The following is a 21261-nucleotide window of genomic DNA, read 5'->3' on the forward strand; positions in this document are numbered from 1 at the left end:
TTGGAGAAGGCTTTTTTATTTACCATTTGAAGGAGTGTCAAGCATGTACCATACGGAAACGAAACTTGCACAGATCGGAAACCGCAGCGAAGACAGGACAGGCGCCGTCAACCCTCCTGTATATTTTTCTACCGCTTACCGCCATGAAGGGATCGGGCAGTCGACCGGATATGACTACTCCCGCACCGGCAATCCGACAAGGCAATTGCTCGAAGAAACGATTGCGGATCTGGAAGGGGGAGACCGGGGATTTGCCTGCAGTTCCGGCATGGCTGCGATTTTCACCGTTTTGTCTTTATTCCAATCCGGCGATGAATGGATTGTGAGTGATGATTTATACGGCGGTACATACCGCTTGCTCGAGCAGGGCTATAAAAAATGGGGGTTGTGTTGTAAGTATGTAAACACTTGCCATCCGGAAAATATAGAGAAGGAAATCACCCCGAAAACAAGAGCCATTTTTCTCGAAACTCCGACCAATCCCCTCATGCAGCAGACCGATATTGCCGCGGTTGCTGAAATCGCCAAAAAATACGGGATTTTGCTGATTGTTGACAATACCTTTTATACCCCTCTTTTGCAGCAGCCGATCAAACTTGGCGCAGACATTGTCATCCACAGCGCGACAAAATATTTGGGCGGGCATAACGATGTGCTTGCCGGCCTGATTGTCGCAAAAGGGGAAGAGATTTGCGAACAACTCGCCCTTTACCATAACGGCGCCGGCGCCACGCTCAGCCCGTTTGACTCGTGGCTTTTAATGCGCGGCATGAAAACATTGGCTTTAAGGATGGAAAAGCATGAAAAAAATGCAAAAGCTGTAGCGGAATTTCTGAACGGGCATCCGGATGTGGACGATGTGCTTTATCCGGGGAGAGGCGGGATGCTGTCTTTCCGGATCAAGGATGAGGCGTGGGTTGATCCGTTCTTAAGGGGCCTGTCTTTGATCACGTTTGCGGAAAGCCTCGGCGGGACGGAAAGTTTTATCACCTACCCGGCAACGCAGACGCATGCCGACATTCCGGAAGAAAAACGGATCCAATCGGGCGTTGACAACCGGCTGCTCCGCTTTTCGGTCGGGATTGAAGATGTGCGCGATTTAATCGCAGATATTGAAAAAGCTTTTGCCAAAATCCATGAAGGGGTGCAAGTGCGATGACAAACGCTTATTCTTTTCAAACAAAGCTTTTGCATAACAGCCATAAAATCGACCCGGCAACCGGAGCAGTAAGCGTGCCGATCCAGCATGCTTCGACTTACCACCAGTTCGATGTGGATCATTTCGGGAAATACGATTACAGCCGTTCGCTCAATCCGACAAGGGAGGCGCTTGAAGATGTGATCGCGGAACTTGAGGGGGGCGTGAGAGGCTTTGCATTTTCTTCCGGCATGGCCGCGATTTCGACGGCCTTCCTGCTGCTTTCGGCGGGTGATCATGTCGTCATTACCGAAGATGTGTACGGCGGCACGTTCCGGATGGTGACGGAAGTCTTGTCCCGGCTCGGCATTGAGCATACGTTTGTCGACATGACCAATTTGGAAGAAGTACGGCAGGCTGTCCGCCCTAATACAAAAGCTTTTTATGTGGAGACCCCGTCGAACCCGCTGCTAAAAGTGACCGACATCAGGAAGGTAAGCGGAATCGCTAAAGAAATCGGCGCGTTGACGTACGTGGATAATACGTTTTTAACGCCTGCTTTGCAAAGGCCGCTCGAATTCGGGGCGGATATCGTCTTGCACAGCGCGACGAAATTTTTGTCGGGGCACAGCGATGTTGTCGCCGGGCTTGCCGTTGTGAAAGACGAAGCATTGGCTGCAAGGCTTGGTTTCTTGCAAAATTCATTCGGGGCGGTGCTCGGCGTCCAGGATGCGTGGCTTGTCCTGCGAGGGTTGAAAACATTGCATGTAAGGCTTAAGCAGTCGCAGCAGTCGGCCATCCAAATCGCGCATTATTTGGATGCGCATCCGCTCGTGCGCAAAGTGCATTTCCCGGAACTGGAGCATCATCCGCAGCATGACCTGCAAAAGCGGCAGGCGGATGGGCCGGGCGCGGTGCTGTCGTTTGAGCTGGAAAATGAAGAAGCGCTCCGGGCATTTACCAAGCATGTAAAAATTCCGGTTTTTGCCGTCAGCCTCGGAGCGGTGGAATCGATCCTGTCTTACCCGGCGAAAATGTCCCATGCCGCAATGCCGTCTGAAGATCGGAGAAAACGCGGTATTGCCGACAGCCTGCTGCGCTTGTCGGTCGGGCTCGAGAACCCAGATGATCTCATTGCCGACTTTGAACAGGCATTTGCTTATGTACGGGAGGGGGCAGCTGTGAAATGACAATCAAAAAAGGGGGGCTGCTGACGGCTGGGCCCCCTTTTTGATTTTTTTAAAAGGACAAAAGGAAGCCAGTGGGGCCGTAAATTGTCTAAATAAAAAGGCTAACAAGACAAAATGGAGCCCGCAAAGCCGCCAACTGTCTAATTAATGCAGCATCAATAAAAAGGCTGCCCAACCATCTCGGACAAGCCCTCAACTTTACTCTTCCCAGTTTTCCTTCAAAATAATTTGATCGACAACTCTGGCGCTGGATTTGCCGTCTGTGTCGTCGAAGAAGTATTGGACGAACGGTTTGATTTTATGAATATCGAATTGTTCCTTTTTGATCGTTTCAATCATTTCGTCCGTATTTCGGATCAGCGGGCCTGGGATAAAGGATTTGTAATCGTAGTAGAAATCTCGCTTCCGCACATATTCTTCCACATCGAAGGCAAAAAACAACATAGGTTTGTTCAATAAAGCAAATTCGAAGCAAACCGATGAGTAGTCGGTAATCAAAATATCCGTTACAAACAGCAGGTCATTGATTTCACGGTAGGACGAAAAGTCATAGAAAAAGTCGCTGTACTGGTACGGAATGCTAAAATCATTTTTCACGAACGGATGGATCTTAAATAAAAAGACATACTCATCCTTCAATTCATGGTAAAGCTTGTCCAAATTCAGCACTTCCATCGGGAAATGGGCGGACTGTTGGCCGTTTCCCCTGAATGTTGGGGCAAACATGATGACTTTTTTATCTTTCAAAAACGGATATTCCTCATACAGCGAAGTTTTTACCTGTTCCTGGTAAGCCTTATCGAAAAAGACATCGGTCCGCGGGATGCCGGTCGGGATGACTTTCTCAATGTCAATGCCGAACCCTTCCGCATAATGTTTGGCAATATTATGCGAGCTGACAATCGCCTTCGTGTAATTGCGATGGTTTTTCGATTTCGGCGATGGTCCGCCCGGGCGCCCGAGCCGGCTGAAGCCGAACGTTTTAAACGCGCCGACCGCATGCCATAATTGCACAAGCTCGGCATTTTTGCGGATCTTGAGCGGATAGACCATCGGATAAAAGTCGTCCAGCAGGATGAACTTGGACGTTGCCAAATGGTAGGCGAGCTTGACGATGTCTTTGTACGATTTTTCCGCTGCGATCCCTTTTTTCAGCATAAAATGATAATCGAATTCGAGGCCGCGCCGGACCATTTCATCAAATACGAATTTAAAATTCCCGCTCAAGTCTTCCCGGCTGTCGGATGCAAACAAGATTTTCTTTTCCTTTAGTGGGAGCAGTTTGAAAATTTTATATAAAGTCCGGAATCCGACTGACCGCATGAAACGGTAAAAAATGCTGCCTTTTTTCATTTTTTCGAGATTGTACTCGGACGGGTCCAGGTCTTTCAGCTTGGTCGATTCAATTTTCAGCGTTTTTTCCGCTTTATCGTAAGTGGCCAATAAATTATATTTCAATTCTTTCCGTGCAGAGAAATATTCCATTTTGGCCGTATAAAATTTTTGATCGAGAAAATGTTCGATATTGCCGAGCGGATACCGTTTCACATATCTTTTTACGCCTGAGACATGCGCGTCTATATCAATATAGGTTTTATATACGGACTCCGGAAGCGGCATGTTTTTGGACGTGATTGTAGAAAAATTGACTTCCCCTTTAAAACCCGCCCAGTAGTACTGTTCTTTTACATCATCCGGAAGGGAGCCGTCGATTTCGCCGATATACACATCGGATAAAGGAATATAAATTTTATTATTTTTCCCGTCAATCAGGACGAGCCTTTTCCTGACGAGATCTTCATCATGCAACGGGATATTTTCAAGGTAAAAATAGCCCCGGATCCTCATGATCGGACCATTCCAGTAAAGGCCGGCCACCTTCCTTTTGGCGGTGAGGTACCTCTGCTCTTCGATATTCGGAATGACCGGGGATAAATTTTCCAGCAGTTCAATTTCATCTTCCCACTGGCTCATATCTGCCTGGCTGGAGTCAGGCTGTCTGCTAAAAAGTTTGTTGCGGATTTTCCCCGCAATCCTTCTTAAACCCATTTACCAAAACACTCCTACTCAAAAATAAGTTGTTACATTGGCCGGGTGCGTCCGTAATTTCCGGGAATTTTAAGCGGCGCCTTTTCCGGCTGGATCAATGTGTCTACAATCCGTTTACTTGCCTGTCCGTCAAAATCGTCGAAAAAACGGCGTGCAAACTGCCGCACTTTTTCCAAATCGTAGTTCCCGTTTTTGATCCATTGCGCCAATTTGTCCGTCCGGTCGAAAATCGGCCCGGGCACAAATGTCCCGTAATCATAATAAAAATCCCGTTCTTTGATATAATCTTCAATATCTTTCGCATAAAAAGCAATCGGGCGGTTCAAAAGGCTGTAATCGAAAATAATAGATGAATAGTCTGTAATCAAAAGATCTGCCGTGAACAGGATTTCCTCAGTGGTAAAATCTTCATCCAATTGGTATAAAAAGCCTTTGAGCTCCGGACCGGCCTCTATTTTTGATGTCACATACGGATGCAACTTAACGATTAAAGCATAATCGGCACCTAGCACTTTTTGCATAACGGTAAAACGGGGATATGGGGAGTATTCCGTTTCCCCATGGCTTTTTCCCCTGAACGTCGGGGCGAATAAGACCAATTTCTTTCCCCGCAGTTCCGGATATCGCGAAAGCAATTTTTGTTTTGCCCGCAAACCGTTTTTCTTTTGAAATAAAATATCCGTGCGCGGGAGACCCAAAGGCACGATATTTTCGGCAGACATCCGGAAAGCTTCCGCATAAAACGGGATGACTTCAGATGAGCTGACGACCACTTTGGAATAATTGGAGTGGACAGGAATATGTTTTGTATAAGCCTCGCTCGGGCCGAATGCTTTGCCGACGATGCTGTAGCCAAATTTTTTAAATGCACCTGCCGCATGCCACAGCTGGATGACTTTTGTATTCCTCTTCATTTTAATTAAATATAGTGGAAAATAATAGTCGTCAATAATAAAATACGCACTTGTAGCGATATGGTAACAAGCCCTCAGCATATGGAAAACATATGACAACTTGCCCGTTTTGGTAGATTTCATTTTTTTGAACAAAAGCGTATAACGAAACCCGGGGCGTTTTTTTAACTCGTGATATAAGCAGGCTAAATTACCTTGGATTCGGTCCGCCCGGTAAGAAGCAAAAGTAATTTTTTCCGGCCTGTAAGGGAAAAACAGGCAGCATAGATTGTAAACTGTGCGGACGAGCAGCTTTATGAAAAGCGTCGGCAGCAATTTCAGTGTGTTCATAACTTTTGAATCCCTTCTATATAAAATACGGCAAGGCAATGCGCAGCCTGAAAACTAAATTTGCCATTCCAAAATCGTTTTTCCCCAAGGGCTTGTTAAATCTTTCTCAAACGTATGGATCAAATCCGCGATGGACCTTACTGCGTTGACGGAGCCGACAAGTGTTTCCAAGTATTCGATAACATCCGGGTTCTCGGATAAAAAGCCAACCGTTGTTTTAAAATCCTGATATCCGCTCCTGCTTGAGCCGATCAGTGTGAGCCCTTTTTCAAGCACCATCCGCGTATTCACTTCAATCGGATATTCAGACACGCCGAGAAGTGCAATGGATCCTTCAGGGTTGATGATGTCAATGATTTGGCCGACCGCATCCTGGCTACCTGCACCGCCGACGCATTCAAAAGCATGGTCGACCGCAAGCCTTTCCGGAATCTCATTAATATGATAAGTGGCATCGGCAAATGAGAAATTTTCCAGCTTAAAAGCGGTTTTGCCGAACACGTATACTTTGCATGCTTTAAATTTCTTTTTTAATAGAAGCGCCGTGATATACCCGAGGTTTCCGTCACCCCATACCCCAAAAACTTGACGGCGCGTATGGGATTTCCGTTCAAATCTTGAAATGGCATGCATGGCGACCGTAACAAGTTCTGTAAAGGCTGCAACAGGAGGGTTCAGATTTGCGGGCAATGCGATAAACCGGTCCCGCCTTAAGAAAATATAATCCTGCATGAAACCATCATAGCCGCTTGAACGGAATTTACTTGTGCGCAAATAGTTTTCTGCGATCACATCATCTGTTTCAACAGGTGTATTGGGCACCATGACAACTTTTGTTCCGGTCGCTATTTCGCCTCTCGGGTCAAACACGACTTCCCCGACGCCTTCGTGGATCAGCGCCATCGGCAGTTTCTTCGCCAGTGCCTCTTTCCCACGCTTGCCTGTGTAATATCGTTGGTCGGCTGCGCAAATCGATAAGTGGGTCGGGCGCACGACGACGCAAGCGGAATCGTTGATGGCATAGTCTGTATATGCAATTTCAAACTGGCGGGGGGAAACGAGGCGGTATACTTGGTTAATCATTTGCAATCCCCTCCTGGAGAATGGCATTTGCGACTTTCAAATCGTAAGGCGTCGTGATTTTAATATTAAACATTTCACCTTTTACAATTTTGACATCAATGCCTGAAAGCGAACAAATTTTGCAGGCATCCGTCAGCTCGGATTTTTGGGCTGCCGTCAATTGATTGTAAGAGCTGACGAGCGTTTTGATATGGAAACTTTGCGGCGTCTGCCCCTGGTACATCATGTGCCGTTTCGGGATTTGCGAAATAGACTCGCCGTCTTCCGATTCAATGATTGTATCAATCGCTCCGATGGCGGTATCGACGGCTTTATATTTTTGCACCAGCTCAATATTTTCTTTAATAATCCGGTGTGTTAAAAACGGGCGGACGGAATCATGGGTGACGATATAATCGTCATCGAATAAGCCAAAAGTTTGCTCTATGTAACGGATCCCGCTCATAATCGATTCATTCCGGTCGCTCCCGCCTTCTACCACAACCAGGCGTTCATGATAGCCGATATACCTTTGGATAATATCGTTTGTATAATTCAACCATTCTCTTGGAGAGACGACGATGATTTTATCGAATTCGGGATTTAAAATAAATTTTTCAAGGGTGTGGATCAATATTGGCTTTTTATTTAGGGCGAGGAATTGTTTTGGCATATTGACATTGCCCATCCTGGTTCCTTTTCCTCCGGCCAGTATTTCAGCGTAAATCACAGACATACAGCTCCTTTTAATCGTTTATCTTATGACTGGTATCATATAAAACGATTATTAAACTTTTATTAAAATATGGGGAGATTCTCTCATTTCATGAATCGGGCGCAAAAAAAAACAGTGATCTTATACCAAAAGGTAAAATCTCACTGCCGTATTTTGTCAATTTTCAATGTAAAATTTAATGGTTATCTCGAAATTTGCTTCGCGCCGTACATCCGTTGGCCTCCCCGCTTGCTGCAGGGGTCCAGGAAATGAACAATGATCAACACTGTCCGCTGGCACAGCCTTTCAATGATGAATGGCCCGTGCCACAACTTTTCCCGGCAAAAGCGTTTCTTCACGGCCGAATAAACGGATCCGCAATGCTTCGCCTTCGGTTAAAACAACGGTCACAGACCCGCGGGTGACTTCGATTTGGAGCTTGCGGTTTTGGTACGTAAGGCGGAAAGCGTAGCGTTCCCATTGTTCCGGAATGGACGGGTCCACGGAAAGGCCGCTTTCTTTAATCCGGACGCCGGCGAACCCGTATACGATCGACATCCACGTTCCGCCCATATTGGCCATATGGAGGCCGTCTTTCGTGTTTCCGTGCGTATTGTCAAGATCGAGAAGGGCGGTTTCGATAAAATAGTGGTACGCTTTTTCCGCTTCCCCGAGTTTGGATGCCATGATGCTGAAAATGCAGGAAGACAAAGACGAATCATGTGTCGTCACTTTTTCATAGTAATGGTAAGAATTTCGGATGGTTTCCGGGTCTGCTTCATCTTCCAGCAGAAAATGCGCAAGCACCGTGTCGGCCTGTTTACATACCTGGTAGCGGTAAATGGTCAGCGGGTGGTAGTGCAAAAGGAGCGGGTAGTGGTCCTTTGGCGTATGTTCAAAATCCCAGACCGCTTTTTCAAGAAAGCTGTCATCCTGCTTATGAATGCCGAGTTTTGCATCATAAGGGAGATACATGGCGTCCCCGGCTTTTTGCCATTCCGCGGCTTCTTCGCCCAATAAGCCGATCCGGTCGCAAAGCTCCGTAAAATACGCCGGATCTGTTGTCTTCAGCCAATGGTAAAAGTGATGGGCCGATTTCAAATTAAATTTTGCCATCACGTTCGTGTAGTAATTATTGTTGACAATTGCCGTGTATTCATCAGGCCCGGTGACGTCTTCAATGACAAATTTCCCGTCCCGGTTGTAATGGCCCGTTTCCAGCCAAAGCCTTGCCGTTTCTGCGAGCACCTCGACACCGTATTGTCTCATAAAAACTTCATCATGCGTGGCATAAAAGTACTGGACATAGCTGTACGCGATGTCCGCACTGATATGGTACTGCGCCGTGCCGGCAGGGAAGTAGGCTGAGCATTCCGTGCCGGAAATGGTCCGCCACGGGAAAAGGGCGCCTTTTTTGTGCCCCATTTCTTTTGCCCGGGCCCGCGCGTGGTCGAGGATATTGTAGCGGTAAAGGAGCAAATTCCGGGCGATATCGGGGCGCGTCAGCAGAAAGACAGGAAAAATATAAATCTCGGTATCCCAAAAATAATGCCCTTCATAGCCTTCTCCGGAAAGCCCCTTTGCTGCGATGTTGCTCGCGGAGTCTTTTCCGACGAATTGTAGCAGCTGGTACAAATTAAAACGGATCCCTTCCTGCAGTTTCGGATCGCCGCTGATTTCGACGTCCGCCGCTTTCCAATATTCGGACAAATACCTTTCCTGCTCTTTTAAAAAGAAAGAAAAATCCTTGCCTTTCACGCTTTCCTGGATAGCGGCGGCTTTTTCGGCCACATTTCCATGGTGGCGGAGTGTATCGGTATAAATATTAAATTTTGTGACGTTTACCGGCTGGTCAAGGCGGAAATCGATGATTGCACGGACTTGTTTTTCGGCTGCTTCAAACCTGCATTCGCAAGGGACGGATACGGTATGGGACGCGGCGCATGCCGTTTCCAGTCCGGAAACAAATGCCCGGGTGCTGACAACGCTATAATCCCCGATCTGCTTTGCTTCTGTGACGGCGAGCCTTTTTGCATCCCCGGAGGCGATCCGCGGGTCGTTTTTGTTCACATAGTTTTCCACATCGCCGTTGACAGTGGAAACAATCCTCACCGGCCCGGAAAAGTTCACCGGTTCCAACGACAGTTCGATTGCAAACAGTTCCCGCTGCACGAAGGAAACCAATCGTGAAAACGTAAGCTTGATTTCTTTTCCTGACGGCGAGCGCCAGTGTACGGCGCGTTCGGAAAATCCGCGGTCCATGTGAAGCGTTTGGCAAAAAGACAGGACTTTTCCTTCGAAAAGGGAGAAGTGTTCCTTTTCTTCGCCAAGATAGATTTGGATTGTCTGCGCGTCAATGATGTTCAGCATTTTTTGCTGGGTTTCCGGGAACCCGTACGCTTTTTCCCCGTACTGGATTTCGGTAATATCGTGAAACGCGTTGATATAGGTGCCGCGGATGGAGGGTTCTCCTTTTGAATAGCCTTCTTCAAAGTTTCCGCGGACGCCGAGATAGCCGTTTCCAAGTGCAAATAAGCTTTCATTTACTAATAAGTTTTGTTTATTGAATTCCTTCTTTATAATTTCCCATGCCATAAGACGTATCCTCCAAAGATTTTTTTTCTGTTTTATACGCCGATGGGCAAACGCCCTCCGCATCTCGAATTGTCCTGCGCGCCCAGCCCTAAAAGGCCGAATAACCTTGCCGTCATGAAGTCAAAAAGCGGACTTCCTGTAGGCAGGAACATTCGCCTGTCGGGGATGAGTAAGGCGCCTCCACATTTCGTTTTGTCCAGCTGCGGGCGTTATCGGCTAGCGGATTTTCCTGCCTCCTCCCTACGATAAGTCAACATCGGTTCGCCTGCCGGCTCACCGTGTTTCCTTTATCTCAGTCAGAGGCCTGGTAAAATCCGTACGCCGATAGGCCAACGCCCTCCGCATTTCTTATTCCTTCACGCCGCCGCTTGTGAGCCCGGAAACGATTTGTTTCTGGAATAATAGCACGATGATCAATGTCGGAATGGTGACGATGGTTGTGGCTGCGGCGACTTGGCCCCACAAAATTTGGAACTGGGTGCGCAGGTAGGAAATGGCAACCGGCACGGTATGGTAATTCGCATCCGAGTTGAGGGTAATCGTCAGCAAAAATTCGTTCCATGCCGCAATAAAGACAATGATTGCTGTGGTGAACACCCCCGGCGCAGCAAGCGGAAAAACGATCCGGAATAATGTCTGGACAGGCGTGGCGCCGTCAATTTTTGCCGATTCCTCAAGCGCGAGCGGAATCTGGTTGAAATGCGTGACGAGAATCCAGACCGCCGTCGGCAACGTGATTGTCGAATACGGTAGGACAACCGCGTACGAATTGGTCAGGTGCAAATGCAAAAATAAATTGTAAATCGGCCCGATGACAATCATTTGTGGGAACATCGAAACCGCAAGGATCAGCCCGAGCAAAAGATTTTTCCCTTTAAAATCAAACCGCGAAATTGCGTATGCCGTGAAGGTCGCGATTAAAATGATATAAACGGTCGTTGTTGTGGCGACGATAAAACTGTTTTTCACCGATGTCATAATGCCTTTGTGAAAAATCTGCGTGTAATTCTCAAGTGTCGGGTGATGGGCAATAATTCGGAAAGCCCCGTCGCCAAAGATTTCCCCGTCAGGTTTAAAGGAGGTGATAAAGATCCAAAAAAACGGAAATATCATACCAAACAAAAACACGGCAATCAGGGCGATGATTACATAATTCCATTTGCGGTTCATTTTCATGGTGTTCCCCTCCTTTAGTTTTTGTCCATGAGGTTGGCGCCGAGCACTTTAATATAAATGGTGGCAATGACGGCCACGCAGACAAACATAATGGTGACGATAACCGAGCCGTACCCGAAGTTCGTCTGCCCGAACATTGTTTTATAGCTGTAGACGGACATTGTTTCGGTTGCGCCGCCCGGTCCGCCGCCCGTCAGGACATAAATCAAATCAAATACCCGGAAAGCGTCGAGCGTCCTGAACAAGAGCGCCACCAAAATGGAAGGTTTTAAAAGCGGCAGCGTAATCCTGAAAAACTGCTGGATTTTTGTCGCGCCGTCAATGGCGGCTGCTTCGTACAACCCGTTCGGAATATTTTGCAGGCCTGCCAGCAGCAGGAGGGCCATATAAGGGGTTGTTTTCCAGACATCGGCCAAAATGGTGGACACCATTGCGCCGGTATCGGTTAGAAGAAGGACGCGGGAATCGCTGATGATCCCGACCGCCTGGAAAAAATTCGCTACGACGCCGCTTGTGCCGTCATACAAATAGCTCCACATCAATGCGGCCACGGCGGTCGGAATTGCCCACGGGATCAGGGAAGTGGTCCGGACGATGCCCTGCCCTTTAAACGCTTTGTTCATGATCATGGCAAGCCCGAGGCCGAGGGCAAATTCAAGGAAAACTGAAACAACGGTGAAAAGTACCGTATTCCATAAGGCTGAGCCGAGCCGCTTGTCATGCAGCGCATCTTTATAAGCTTTTAAGCCGATAAAATTGGAAGGTACAAAGCTTCTTTTGAAATCTTTTACGATTTTCGATAAGTTTTTTCCGTTCGGTGTATTGTATTTGGCATTGATTTCCTTTACGAGTTTGGATGAATCATGATAAAGCCCCATCAGCTGCTTTTGGTCGGACCGGCTGATTTTTTGGACACCTTTTTTGCCTCTGTACTGTCTGGCGACGGCAGCTACATGGTCCACAAGCTTGTCGACTTTTTGCTGGTCATTCGGATCGGTAATTTTTGCGCGATCTTCTGTCAGAAACAGCCTGACATACGTTTGAGTTTCGTCAAATAAATCAAAATTGTAGCGCGGGCTCACATACAGTCCGGCTTTTTGCTGGTTGTTCAGCTGGTAGTCAAAAAAAGTATAGGCGAATGACTGCGCAATCGGCCAAAGGGAGAATACGCCAATAAACAGCAGGGCCGGGAGTATAAATAAAAAAGCCTGCAGACGGTTTTTCTTCATGATGATGGCACCTCTTTTCGCATGATATAAGGGGCAGGAATGACTAGGACACTTTTACTTTGGAATATGCTTCTCCGCGGTTCCCGGGTTTTTGGATTTTCGCTGATAAATTTGACCTTTCCGCTAATTTTCTGGCCATTTCCGCCGATTTCTTATTAAAGTCCTCCGATTTCCCCAGCGTTTTCGCTGATTCCGCTCCTGGGCAAGGCGCTTCCGCATTTCTTTTTTTGATGCATATGCACCATTAATATAAGAAGCAGGCGTCCGGGGCGGTTTTCTCCCTTCCGCCCCGGACGGATGCATTACTTCTTGCCTACTGCGTCCTGAATGGTCTTCGCCGCATCATCCAAATTTTTGCCGGTGCTTAAATATTTGTGCGCCGCAATTTGGATTGTATCGGAAACTTTGTTGTACTTCGCGGATACCGGGCGGGCGATCGTCGTTTTCAACGCTTTTTGGAAGCCTGGCATCGTCAGCATTTTGTTTTCTTTTTGGACTGCAGGATCGTTTAACAGAGCATTGTATCCAGGCAGGTAGCCGCCTTTCGTGGACATAATTTTCTGCCCTTCTTTGCCGGCTACGAATTTCATGAACTCCCAGGCGCCTTCAATATGTTTCGAATTTTTGTTGATGCCGAGGAGCCAGCCGCCGACAGCACCGCCGTTTGGAAGCGGGGCAATGCCGACATCCTGGATTTTAATTTTCACGCCTTCCCCGCCGGCTTTAACCGTCCCGTATTGGTACGGCCAGTTGCGGGCGAATACGGATTTGCCCTGCACAAAGCTGTTGACAGTTTCAGATTCCATATAATTCAGCAAATCTTTCGGCGCCCATGCCGCTTTTGTGAAATTGTACATCGTTTGCAGGCCGCCTTTAATATCTTTGTAATGGTCCGTGAATTCCGTCACGTTAACGGTTAATCCTTCATATTGTTTCGACTGGTAAACAAACCCGTTTGTTGTCCCGCCTTTGCCGGCATATTTTGCGGCCATTTCGCCGAGGTTTTTATAAGTGTAATTGCCGCTCTCAAGTTTAGCTGCATCGTCTTTGCTGACAATATCGGAACGGTAATACAAAATGCCGAGATCCGGGAAGAATGGAAGCGTGTATTGTTTTCCTTCATAGTTTCCGGAAGCCATCGAACCGGCATTGAACTGGTCTTTTGTCATGTTGGCATCCATCATTTTTTGGTCGATCGGGACGAGGTACCCTGCACCTGCGAATTCCCCGGCCCATACAACGTCCATCGACAAAATGTCATATTCGCTCGATCCGCTTGAGAGGGAAGTGAGCAGCTGGTCGTGCATTTGCGCGGAGTCATTTGTCATTTGCACCCATTCGACTTTATACTTTTTCGACTGTTTGTTAAAAGCAGCGATCACATCTTTCGTCGCCGGTGTGTTATCGTTTTGTGCCGCAAACTTTAAGACGATCTTTTTCGAAGAACTGCCGCTATTGTTGTTTGACTTCGAAGTTGAACTGCTGCCGCATCCGGCCAGTACGCCGGCAATGAGTGTAAGCGCTGCCAATATTGAAACGGTTTTCTTCCACATACCAAAGCCCCCTTTAGTTTGGTTGTACTATTACACCTTGAATTTTAGCTTGTATGCGCATACAATGATATTAGAATCTTTGGATCTATGATAAAATTTTTAGCCATTGGGGCGAATGCCATGAAACAAACTTCCATCAGCAATTCCATTATCGAACGCTATCTTTCGTACCGGGTCGAGCACCAGCGCGAATATTTTCTGCATCCGCCTTATATGATGGAAAAGCAGCTCCTCAATGCCGTAAAAGAAGGCAGAATGGAGGAGGCTGTTTCGATTTTGGAAAATATCAATACTTTGGAACGGGCAAAACTCGCGGAAGAACCGGTCCGTTCACTCCGTAATTCCTTGATCTGCATCTGTACCCTTTTTACAAGAGCGGCAATCGAAGGGGGCGTACCGCCGGAAACCGCGTTTAATGTCAGCGATGCGCATATTTTGGAGATTGAAAGAATGGAAACATTAGAACAGCTTTTTCAGCTGGAGTACAATATGCTGCGCAACTTCGTGGAAGCGGTTCAGCAGGCCAGGAAGCAGGAATGCCGCTACAGCCATGCGATCCATATGGCGGTGGCATACATCCATGAAAATATTCTGCAGGTGATGACGCTCGAATCTTTGGCAAAGCATGTTTATTTAAATCCAAGCTATTTGTCCCATCTTTTTAAAAAAGAAGTCGGCGTATCCGTGACAGACTATATTAATAAAAAAAGAATAGAAGAATCCATTTATTTTTTGCTGCATACCAATATCTCTATTTCGGAAATTGCCCTGCTTTTCCATTTCTGCAACCAAAGCTACTATACCTCGCTTTTTAAAAAATACATGGGCATGACGCCAAAGGAATTCCGCGAGCAGAACGGGAATTAGCCCTGCCCGTGTTTAAACCAGTCCGCCCCCTCATCCATATGGAGAAACGGGATATCTGTATCCACTTTCCCTGTAATCCGTGTGAGTTCTACATCCTCTCCGGCAAGCCATTTTGCAAAATCAAACCGGGCGAGCTCGCTGTCTCCGCCCAAAGCGATCCATGCTTCGAGCTTTTTCGGCAGATAAACCGCGGTATGGATCGTTCCCGCCCAGCTGCCGTACAGTTCCGAGAAAACGCCTTGGTCCCTGGCGTTTAACAGCCGGAATGCTGCTTTTGCATTCGCAATTTTTTCTTTTTGCCCCGCTAAAATTTCCGTTCTCCTTTTTGAATCCGCAAGATGGTGGCGGTTTTCTTTTTTCAGGATTTCAAAGTGGTTGGCGCAAATATTTCCTTCCCTTACCGCCACGCCCCGCGGCGAAGCTTCTACAATGCGCGTCTCACCGCTTTTGTCATAAATGACATAACTGAATGAATGGCGGTGCGGGATGTCTATCAGCATGCGGACGGCCTCCTGTACGTTGGCGCACGATTCGAGGATGAGCCTTCCGATCATGCAGCAGATGAAGCCGTCGCCCGGATTTTTCCGGTGGATAAACGTATACCCGATTGCCAGGCCTTTTTCATTCATACCATCCATTCTCCCTGTTACGCGCTGGCTCGGCCCGATAATGGCATAACCGGTATCAGCAGGCTGAAATAAGACATACCGTCCTTCATATGTTTTCGGATGGTAGTCGTAGTTCCGGGCGAGAAAATTTTTCCCGGTCAAAATGGAACAGCCTGATTTTGCAATGTCGAGCCGGTAGCCGCCAAACTCCATCAGCACCTTCTCCATCGGCCACGCGAGCGCTTCCTGAAGTCCCTCCAGTTCGTCCCATATGGCAGGCGCAAAACGGGTAATCGCTTTTTTCGTTTCCACGGCATCGATCGTAAAACGTGGCTTGCGAATTTTCCATTGGTTTGCGCGGTTTTCCACGGCCAGCGAATGTTTCAGTGCAAGCCCCTGCTTGTACCCGAATTCGTAGTGTGTGCCGCGGAACTGGATGACATCGCTGTAAATTTCTTTCATTCCTGATCCCCTTTTCATTGTTGCTATTGTTAAGCATACCGGACATGCCGGAAAAGGGAAAGAAAATCACTTTTTTGTTAAGGCGCCCGATAATAGGACGATATAAAGATTGAAAGCTATATTAATAGGAATCTACACAAAAAGGGGAATTCGAATGAAGAAAAGGATCGTCATCCCGGCACTTTGTTTTGCCGTAATGTCCACGCCGGCTTTCGCGAAATCTGTCCATGCGGCTTCTTCCCCCGCTTCAAAAACGGTTGTAAAATACGTGGATGTTCAGAAAGGTTCAAATCTGCTTTTACGCGCGAAAGCATCAAAAAGCGGTACGGTCCTCGCTAGGCTGCCGCGCGGGACAAGTGTTACTGTTTATTCGGTATCAGGCGGCTGGTCGAAAGTCAAAGCCGCCGGCAAAACCGGATATGTCAGCACTGCCTATTTGGCTGCGGCAAAACCGGCCTCGACTCAAGCGGGCAGTGCAGTGAAAACTGTTACGAAATATGTCAACATTGACAAAGGCTCGAATCTGCTTTTACGGTCAGAGCCGTCGAAAAGCGCATCCGTTTTGGCGAAACTGCCGCGCGGAGCAAGTGTTACCGTTTATTCCATTTCCGGAAGCTGGGCGAAAATCAAAGCAAATGGGAATACAGGATTTGTGTACGCGAAATATTTAAGCACCGCAAAAATTGCAACCAGTCCCCAAACGGTAACGAAGTATGTGGATGTCGATCCCGATTCCTCCCTGCTCTTAAGGAAAACGGCATCGGAAAAAGGAACTGTCCTGGCAAGGCTGAAACGGGGAACAAGCATAAAAGTTCTCTCTGTTTCCGGCAGCTGGGCGAAAATCAGTGTGTCCGGCAAAACCGGATATGCCAAGGCATCTTATTTATCTGCAACAAAACCTGCGGCTGTTGCGATAAAATATGTCAATGTGCCGGCCAATGATCCGTTAAACATGCGGACAGCCCCTTCTGCTTCTGCATCCATCATCACGAAACTGGCGAGGGGCGTAAAAGTGGAAGTTTATGCGGAAACAACCGGCTGGTCAAAAATCAAAGTTTACGGCACAACCGGTTATGTAAGTTCAAAATCTCTATCAACCACGAAGCCATCCGGAAGCGCGTCCCCAGGGGGAAGCACGGGCACAAGTTCCGGTGGTGTTTCGAATACAGGCACATCCAATACGGGCGGTAAAGCAGGAAGCGTTACAAGCGGCACATCGAACACCGGAACAACGGGGAGCACCGCGAACGGCACGGTGAACACAGGAACTTCTGTAGGCCAAACATCGGGGGCATCCAATACGGGCGGTACAACTGCAGGCCAGACAACAGGGACCACATCCGGGGGCAATCCGGCATCCGGAACTACAACTACGAACGGCACATCAACCGGCCAAAACACGAGTTCCGCGGGCAGCAGCGCATCAAACACAGGATCTTCGGGCAGCGGCACATCACCGCAGCAAACGCCGGCAGTCACAAAATATGTGAATGTCCAGGCCGGCTCGGCTTTGAACATGCGCCAGGCCCCGTCCACAAGTGCATCCATTATTACACAGCTTGCGAGGGGTACGGCCGTCCAGGTTATTTCCGAAACGGGCGGCTGGTCGAAAGTAACCGCGAACGGCACAACCGGTTATGTAAGCAGCCAATACTTGTCGGAAACGCCTGTCGGAACAAGTATCATCGATAAGACCTATCAATCTTATTCTGTTTCGCTGGATCAGATGGCGGGCATCGAAATGGCGGCTTATCCGCAAACCGACAAAAAATACAGCACGTATATCCGTTCGGATGCCCTGATCGTTGATGACACAGCCCATCCGACAAAAGGCGTTGTCTTCGGATCCGGTTGGAATGTGAGGGGCGGAGCGGGGACAAACTATTGGGTTGTCGGCCAAGTCTTGAACGGGGAAACGGTTGAAATTTTGTCTGTTGAAAAAGGGACGGACGGAAAAACATGGTACAAAATTTCCTATAATAAGACATGGGTGAATGCAAGCCCGGATGATGTGAAATATTATTTGGATCCCACGAACTTCGCCAATGACCCGGTCCAGTCTCTCCAATTTTTAAAGCTTTCGGAAACAGCGGGGCTGGATAAAGAAGAAGTAAATGAAAAGATTTTAGCAGGAAAAGGCGTGCTGTCCGGCCAGGCGGAAAGTTTCATTACGGCCGCAGATTTGTACGGGATCAACGAAATCTACTTGATTGCCCATGCGCTGCTGGAAACTGGCAACGGGACGTCTGAACTGGCGCAAGGCGTTCAATATAAAGGAAGGACCGTATACAATATGTACGGTATCTGCGCCTATGATGACTCCCCTGTGGAAAGCGGCGCGGAATATGCCTACAATGCCGGCTGGTTCACACCTGAGGCAGCCATTATCGGCGGCGCCCAGTTTATTGCAAGCGGCTATATCCGTGGCGGCCAGGATACGCTTTATAAAATGAGATGGAACCCGGCTGCTGCAGCGGAAACCGGAAGCGCGTCCCACCAATACGCAACCGACATCGGCTGGGCTGCAAAACAGGTCACCCAAATGTATAACCTGTACCATCTTTTAAATACTTACCGTATTCAACTGGAAATCCCACAGTACAAACCGTGAAGTCCCGTATGAAGGAGGGGCGCTTCCCGTTGATTGCGGCGGAATGTGCGTATATACTAAAACGTGGTTACATTCCAATGCGCTAAGGAGTAAATTGTTTTGAAAAAGGCATTTGGCAATATTGATTTGACCGTAATTACAGAAGAACAATTTTTGGACGAATTTGTCAGCCGCATCCGTAACGGGAAAAAAACCAATATTTATTTTTTGAATGCGCACTGCTACAATGTTGCGCAAACCGATGCTTACTACCACCGTATCTTAAATGAAGCGGATTACCTGCTCAATGACGGAGTGGGGGTTGAAATCGGTGCCAAGCTGTTCGATATTCCGCTCAGCGGCAATTTAAACGGAACGGACTTGACGCCGAAAATTTTAAAACGGTGTGAAGAAAACGGCTTTTCCGTTTTTGTGCTCGGGTCCAATGAAACGAATTTGCAAAGCGCCATCCGGAATTTTCGCCGCGACTATCCGGGGTTAAAAATTGCCGGGGCGCACCACGGCTATTTCCAGTCCAAAAAAGAAATGGCGGCGCGCATCAACAATTCCGGTGCCGATGTATTGATTGTCGGAATGGGCGTGCCGCTCCAGGAAAAATTTATTGCCGATTTCGATAAAGAACTCGCCTGCCTTGCGAGAATCGGCGTCGGGGCTTTTATTGATTTCGCCTCGGAAAATGTGCCGCGGGCCCCGTATCTTTTCCGGAAACTGCGGATCGAATGGCTTTTCCGCCTGATGCGGGAACCAAAACGGCTTTGGAAACGGAATGTCGGCAGCCTCGTATTTTTATATCGGATTTTTATGTATAAATGGATGCATTAGCCATCCATCCGAAAACAGGGTGTTCGCTAAGAACCTCTGTTTTTTTATTTTCTAAAATTCCCCTTTTAAAAAGTGAAATATTTTATAAAAAAAGAATTGACACGTTCAAAATCATGTTATATTATTTCTTCATAAAATGTAAGAAAATATGACATGATTGGGCGGTTGACATGAAAAAGTTAGAAGCGATTATCCGGCCAGAGAAATTAACAGATACCATCAAAGGTCTGCGGAGTTTGGGGATCACAGGATTTACCGTTTCCCAGGTTGTCGGCAGGGGAAAGCAAAAAGATACATATGGCGTGTACCGCGGCAAAAATTATAAAGTAACGCTCCATCCGAAAGTAAAGCTGGAAATTGTGCTTTCAGACTATATGGTTGAGCCGGCGATACGGAGCATTGTCCATACTGCAAGGACAGGAGAAGACGGGGACGGGAAAATTTACGTGTTTCCGATTTTGGAAGCTTATAATATCCGGACGGGAGAGGCAGATACGGATATAGACGACTTAATGGACCGGGGAGGGTGAGCACAATGGATGCGGTATATGCGAATGCGGTTTGGGTTGTGTTGGCCGCTGCCATGGTTTTATTTATGGAAGGCGGCTTCAGTTTGCTCGAAGCGGGCTTTGTCCGCACGAAAAATGCCGTCAATGTCACGATGAAAATATTTGTCGATTTAACGGTCGGCGCACTCGCTTTCTGGGCGGTCGGCTTCGGCCTGATGTTTGGGAAAGATGCGTCCGGCCTGATCGGTACGACTTTATTCGGCCATCCGGAACAAATCCGCCTTTCCATCGACCTGCCGGGTGCGGCGTATGTTTTATTCCAAATCGGTTTTGCCGTTGCCTGCATTTCGATCGTATCGGGTGCGGTGGCGGAACGGATGACGTTTAAAGCTTACATGTTAACGGCAGCGATGATCTGCATCATCGTTTATCCGGTGACCGGACATTGGATATGGAATGAAGGCGGCTGGCTCGCAAAACTCGGGATGAAAGATTTTGCCGGTTCCGCAGCGATCCATGCCGTCGGGGGATGGGCTGCCTTTGCGATAGCAAAACGGCTCGGGCCGCGGATTGGAAGGTTCAATTCGGACGGCAGTGTAAACGTCTTTGCTCCAAGCAATGTCCCGCTCGCTTCAGCCGGCGCATTTATCCTTTGGTTCGGCTGGTTTGCATTTAATGCCGGGAGCACCTTGAACGTTGAAAACCCGGCACTTGCTTCCATTGCCCTGAATACGATGCTGGCAGGTGCTGCCGGCGGGGCGGCTGCATTGTTTTTGACGATGTTTAAATTCGGGAAAGCAGATCCGAGCATGGCAATTAACGGTGTACTGGCAGGGCTTGTGGCCATCACGGCTGGCTGTGCGTACGTTTCCGAGTGGGGTGCGGTGGCAATCGGCCTGGTAAGCGGTGTGATCGTTATCTATGCGACATTACTTGTGGATTGGATGAAAGTGGACGATCCGGTCGGGGCTGTTGCGGTTCACGGCTTTAACGGCGTTTTCGGCACGGTCGCGGTCGGATTGTTTGACCGGCAGCACGGCCTTTTGACGGCGGGGGATGTCTCATTATTGCTCGTACAATTATTGGGTGCTGCCGTTGTTGTTGTTTGGGGATTGCTTGGCGGAACCTTGATGGCAATCGTTTGCGAAAAAACAATCGGGCTGCGGGCAGGCGAACGCGAGGAAGAAGAAGGGCTCGACATGTCTTACCACGGCATCCCTGCCTACAATGAACTGGAACGGTTTGCGGATATGCCGTCAAGCTTGTATAACTTCGAGGAAATAACGGGCATTGTGGTGGCGCCGGCAAAAACCGGAAAGTCCAAAATAAAAGCATAATGCGGAAAAACAGGCAGAACCGGAATGCCGGTTCCGCCTGTTTTTGGTGCGCCTGGCATGGCTGCACTCTATAGGGTGAAAGTCCCGAATCGCA

16 protein-coding genes are annotated in these 21261 nt (G+C 48.1%); 7 read left to right on the forward strand and 9 right to left on the reverse strand.

Features of this window, described 5'->3' with window-relative positions:
- The first annotated feature begins 43 nt into the window (after positions 1-43).
- Together BpJC4_RS07920 and metC are read left to right on the forward strand one after the other, a co-directional pair.
- On the forward strand, positions 44-1159 hold the full coding sequence (locus BpJC4_RS07920; RefSeq protein ID WP_151681634.1) for a methionine biosynthesis PLP-dependent protein: 1116 nt from the start codon (positions 44-46) through the stop codon (positions 1157-1159).
- Positions 1156-2328, forward strand: coding sequence for a cystathionine beta-lyase (gene metC, locus BpJC4_RS07925; protein WP_151697755.1), 1173 nt, complete (start codon positions 1156-1158; stop codon positions 2326-2328). The genes BpJC4_RS07920 and metC overlap by 4 nt, the downstream gene beginning before the upstream one ends.
- A 198-nt stretch (positions 2329-2526) precedes the next feature.
- Here metC and BpJC4_RS07930 read toward each other — a convergent pair whose 3' ends face one another.
- From BpJC4_RS07930 to BpJC4_RS07965, 8 genes are all read right to left on the reverse strand, one after another.
- Positions 2527-4377, reverse strand: coding sequence for a CDP-glycerol glycerophosphotransferase family protein (locus tag BpJC4_RS07930; protein ID WP_151681632.1), 1851 nt, complete (start codon positions 4375-4377; stop codon positions 2527-2529).
- Between the two features lie 32 nt (positions 4378-4409).
- On the reverse strand, positions 4410-5621 hold the full coding sequence (locus BpJC4_RS07935; protein ID WP_151681631.1) for a CDP-glycerol glycerophosphotransferase family protein: 1212 nt from the start codon (positions 5619-5621) through the stop codon (positions 4410-4412).
- 54 nt (positions 5622-5675) lie between these two features.
- Complete coding sequence (locus BpJC4_RS07940; protein WP_151681630.1) at positions 5676-6704, reverse strand: ribitol-5-phosphate dehydrogenase; 1029 nt, start codon at positions 6702-6704, stop codon at positions 5676-5678.
- Complete coding sequence (locus BpJC4_RS07945; RefSeq protein ID WP_151681629.1) at positions 6697-7413, reverse strand: IspD/TarI family cytidylyltransferase; 717 nt, start codon at positions 7411-7413, stop codon at positions 6697-6699. The genes BpJC4_RS07940 and BpJC4_RS07945 overlap by 8 nt, the downstream gene beginning before the upstream one ends.
- Before the next feature lie 291 nt (positions 7414-7704).
- A complete protein-coding gene (locus BpJC4_RS07950) occupies positions 7705-9993 on the reverse strand; it encodes a glycoside hydrolase family 65 protein (protein WP_151697756.1) in 2289 nt (762 codons plus the stop codon).
- A 348-nt stretch (positions 9994-10341) separates the two neighbouring features.
- Positions 10342-11169 carry a carbohydrate ABC transporter permease gene (locus BpJC4_RS07955; RefSeq protein WP_151681627.1) on the reverse strand — a complete coding sequence of 276 codons (828 nt, stop codon included), beginning with the start codon at positions 11167-11169 and terminating at the stop codon, positions 10342-10344.
- A 14-nt stretch (positions 11170-11183) separates the two neighbouring features.
- Complete coding sequence (locus tag BpJC4_RS07960) at positions 11184-12398, reverse strand: carbohydrate ABC transporter permease (protein ID WP_151681626.1); 1215 nt, start codon at positions 12396-12398, stop codon at positions 11184-11186.
- 302 nt (positions 12399-12700) lie between these two features.
- A complete protein-coding gene (locus tag BpJC4_RS07965; RefSeq protein WP_151681625.1) occupies positions 12701-13951 on the reverse strand; it encodes an extracellular solute-binding protein in 1251 nt (416 codons plus the stop codon).
- A gap of 120 nt (positions 13952-14071) precedes the next feature.
- Between BpJC4_RS07965 and BpJC4_RS07970 the strand changes: the two genes are divergently transcribed.
- Entirely contained in the window at positions 14072-14818 is a 747-nt protein-coding gene (locus BpJC4_RS07970; protein WP_151681624.1) for an AraC family transcriptional regulator, read from the forward strand.
- Here the strand turns inward: BpJC4_RS07970 and BpJC4_RS07975 are convergent.
- Entirely contained in the window at positions 14815-15888 is a 1074-nt protein-coding gene (locus BpJC4_RS07975) for a C45 family autoproteolytic acyltransferase/hydrolase (RefSeq protein ID WP_151697757.1), read from the reverse strand. The two genes, BpJC4_RS07970 and BpJC4_RS07975, sit on opposite strands and share 4 nt — an antisense overlap.
- 154 nt (positions 15889-16042) lie before the next feature.
- On the opposite strand from BpJC4_RS07975, the gene BpJC4_RS16830 reads away from it, so the two are divergent.
- From BpJC4_RS16830 to BpJC4_RS07995, 4 genes are all read left to right on the forward strand, one after another.
- Complete coding sequence (locus tag BpJC4_RS16830) at positions 16043-18499, forward strand: SH3 domain-containing protein (protein WP_151697758.1); 2457 nt, start codon at positions 16043-16045, stop codon at positions 18497-18499.
- A gap of 99 nt (positions 18500-18598) precedes the next feature.
- Positions 18599-19321 (forward strand): WecB/TagA/CpsF family glycosyltransferase, encoded by a 723-nt coding sequence (locus tag BpJC4_RS07985; protein ID WP_151681621.1) that lies wholly within the window; start codon positions 18599-18601, stop codon positions 19319-19321.
- Positions 19322-19491: 170 nt separating this feature from the next.
- Positions 19492-19851: a P-II family nitrogen regulator gene (locus tag BpJC4_RS07990; protein WP_151681620.1), complete on the forward strand. Its 360-nt coding sequence runs from the start codon at positions 19492-19494 to the stop codon at positions 19849-19851.
- Positions 19852-19856: 5 nt separating this feature from the next.
- Positions 19857-21167: an ammonium transporter gene (locus BpJC4_RS07995; RefSeq protein WP_151681619.1), complete on the forward strand. Its 1311-nt coding sequence runs from the start codon at positions 19857-19859 to the stop codon at positions 21165-21167.
- Positions 21168-21261 lie beyond the last annotated feature (94 nt).

Origin of the sequence: Weizmannia acidilactici, assembly GCF_008974185.1 — a bacterium.
Classification (GTDB): Bacteria; Bacillota; Bacilli; order Bacillales; family Bacillaceae_C; genus Weizmannia; species Weizmannia acidilactici.

Coding starts and splice junctions, on each gene's coding strand:
- BpJC4_RS07975 (WP_151697757.1), bottom strand. CDS start 15,888: ATGAAAGAAATTTACAGCGATGTCATCCAGTTCCGCGGCACACACTAC.
- BpJC4_RS07930 (WP_151681632.1), bottom strand. CDS start 4,377: ATGGGTTTAAGAAGGATTGCGGGGAAAATCCGCAACAAACTTTTTAGC.
- BpJC4_RS07920 (WP_151681634.1), top strand. CDS start 44: ATGTACCATACGGAAACGAAACTTGCACAGATCGGAAACCGCAGCGAA.
- BpJC4_RS07960 (WP_151681626.1), bottom strand. CDS start 12,398: ATGAAGAAAAACCGTCTGCAGGCTTTTTTATTTATACTCCCGGCCCTG.
- BpJC4_RS07995 (WP_151681619.1), top strand. CDS start 19,857: ATGGATGCGGTATATGCGAATGCGGTTTGGGTTGTGTTGGCCGCTGCC.
- BpJC4_RS07955 (WP_151681627.1), bottom strand. CDS start 11,169: ATGAAAATGAACCGCAAATGGAATTATGTAATCATCGCCCTGATTGCC.
- BpJC4_RS07990 (WP_151681620.1), top strand. CDS start 19,492: ATGAAAAAGTTAGAAGCGATTATCCGGCCAGAGAAATTAACAGATACC.
- BpJC4_RS07935 (WP_151681631.1), bottom strand. CDS start 5,621: ATGAACACACTGAAATTGCTGCCGACGCTTTTCATAAAGCTGCTCGTC.
- BpJC4_RS16830 (WP_151697758.1), top strand. CDS start 16,043: ATGAAGAAAAGGATCGTCATCCCGGCACTTTGTTTTGCCGTAATGTCC.
- metC (WP_151697755.1), top strand. CDS start 1,156: ATGACAAACGCTTATTCTTTTCAAACAAAGCTTTTGCATAACAGCCAT.
- BpJC4_RS07940 (WP_151681630.1), bottom strand. CDS start 6,704: ATGATTAACCAAGTATACCGCCTCGTTTCCCCCCGCCAGTTTGAAATT.
- BpJC4_RS07970 (WP_151681624.1), top strand. CDS start 14,072: ATGAAACAAACTTCCATCAGCAATTCCATTATCGAACGCTATCTTTCG.
- BpJC4_RS07965 (WP_151681625.1), bottom strand. CDS start 13,951: ATGTGGAAGAAAACCGTTTCAATATTGGCAGCGCTTACACTCATTGCC.
- BpJC4_RS07950 (WP_151697756.1), bottom strand. CDS start 9,993: ATGGCATGGGAAATTATAAAGAAGGAATTCAATAAACAAAACTTATTA.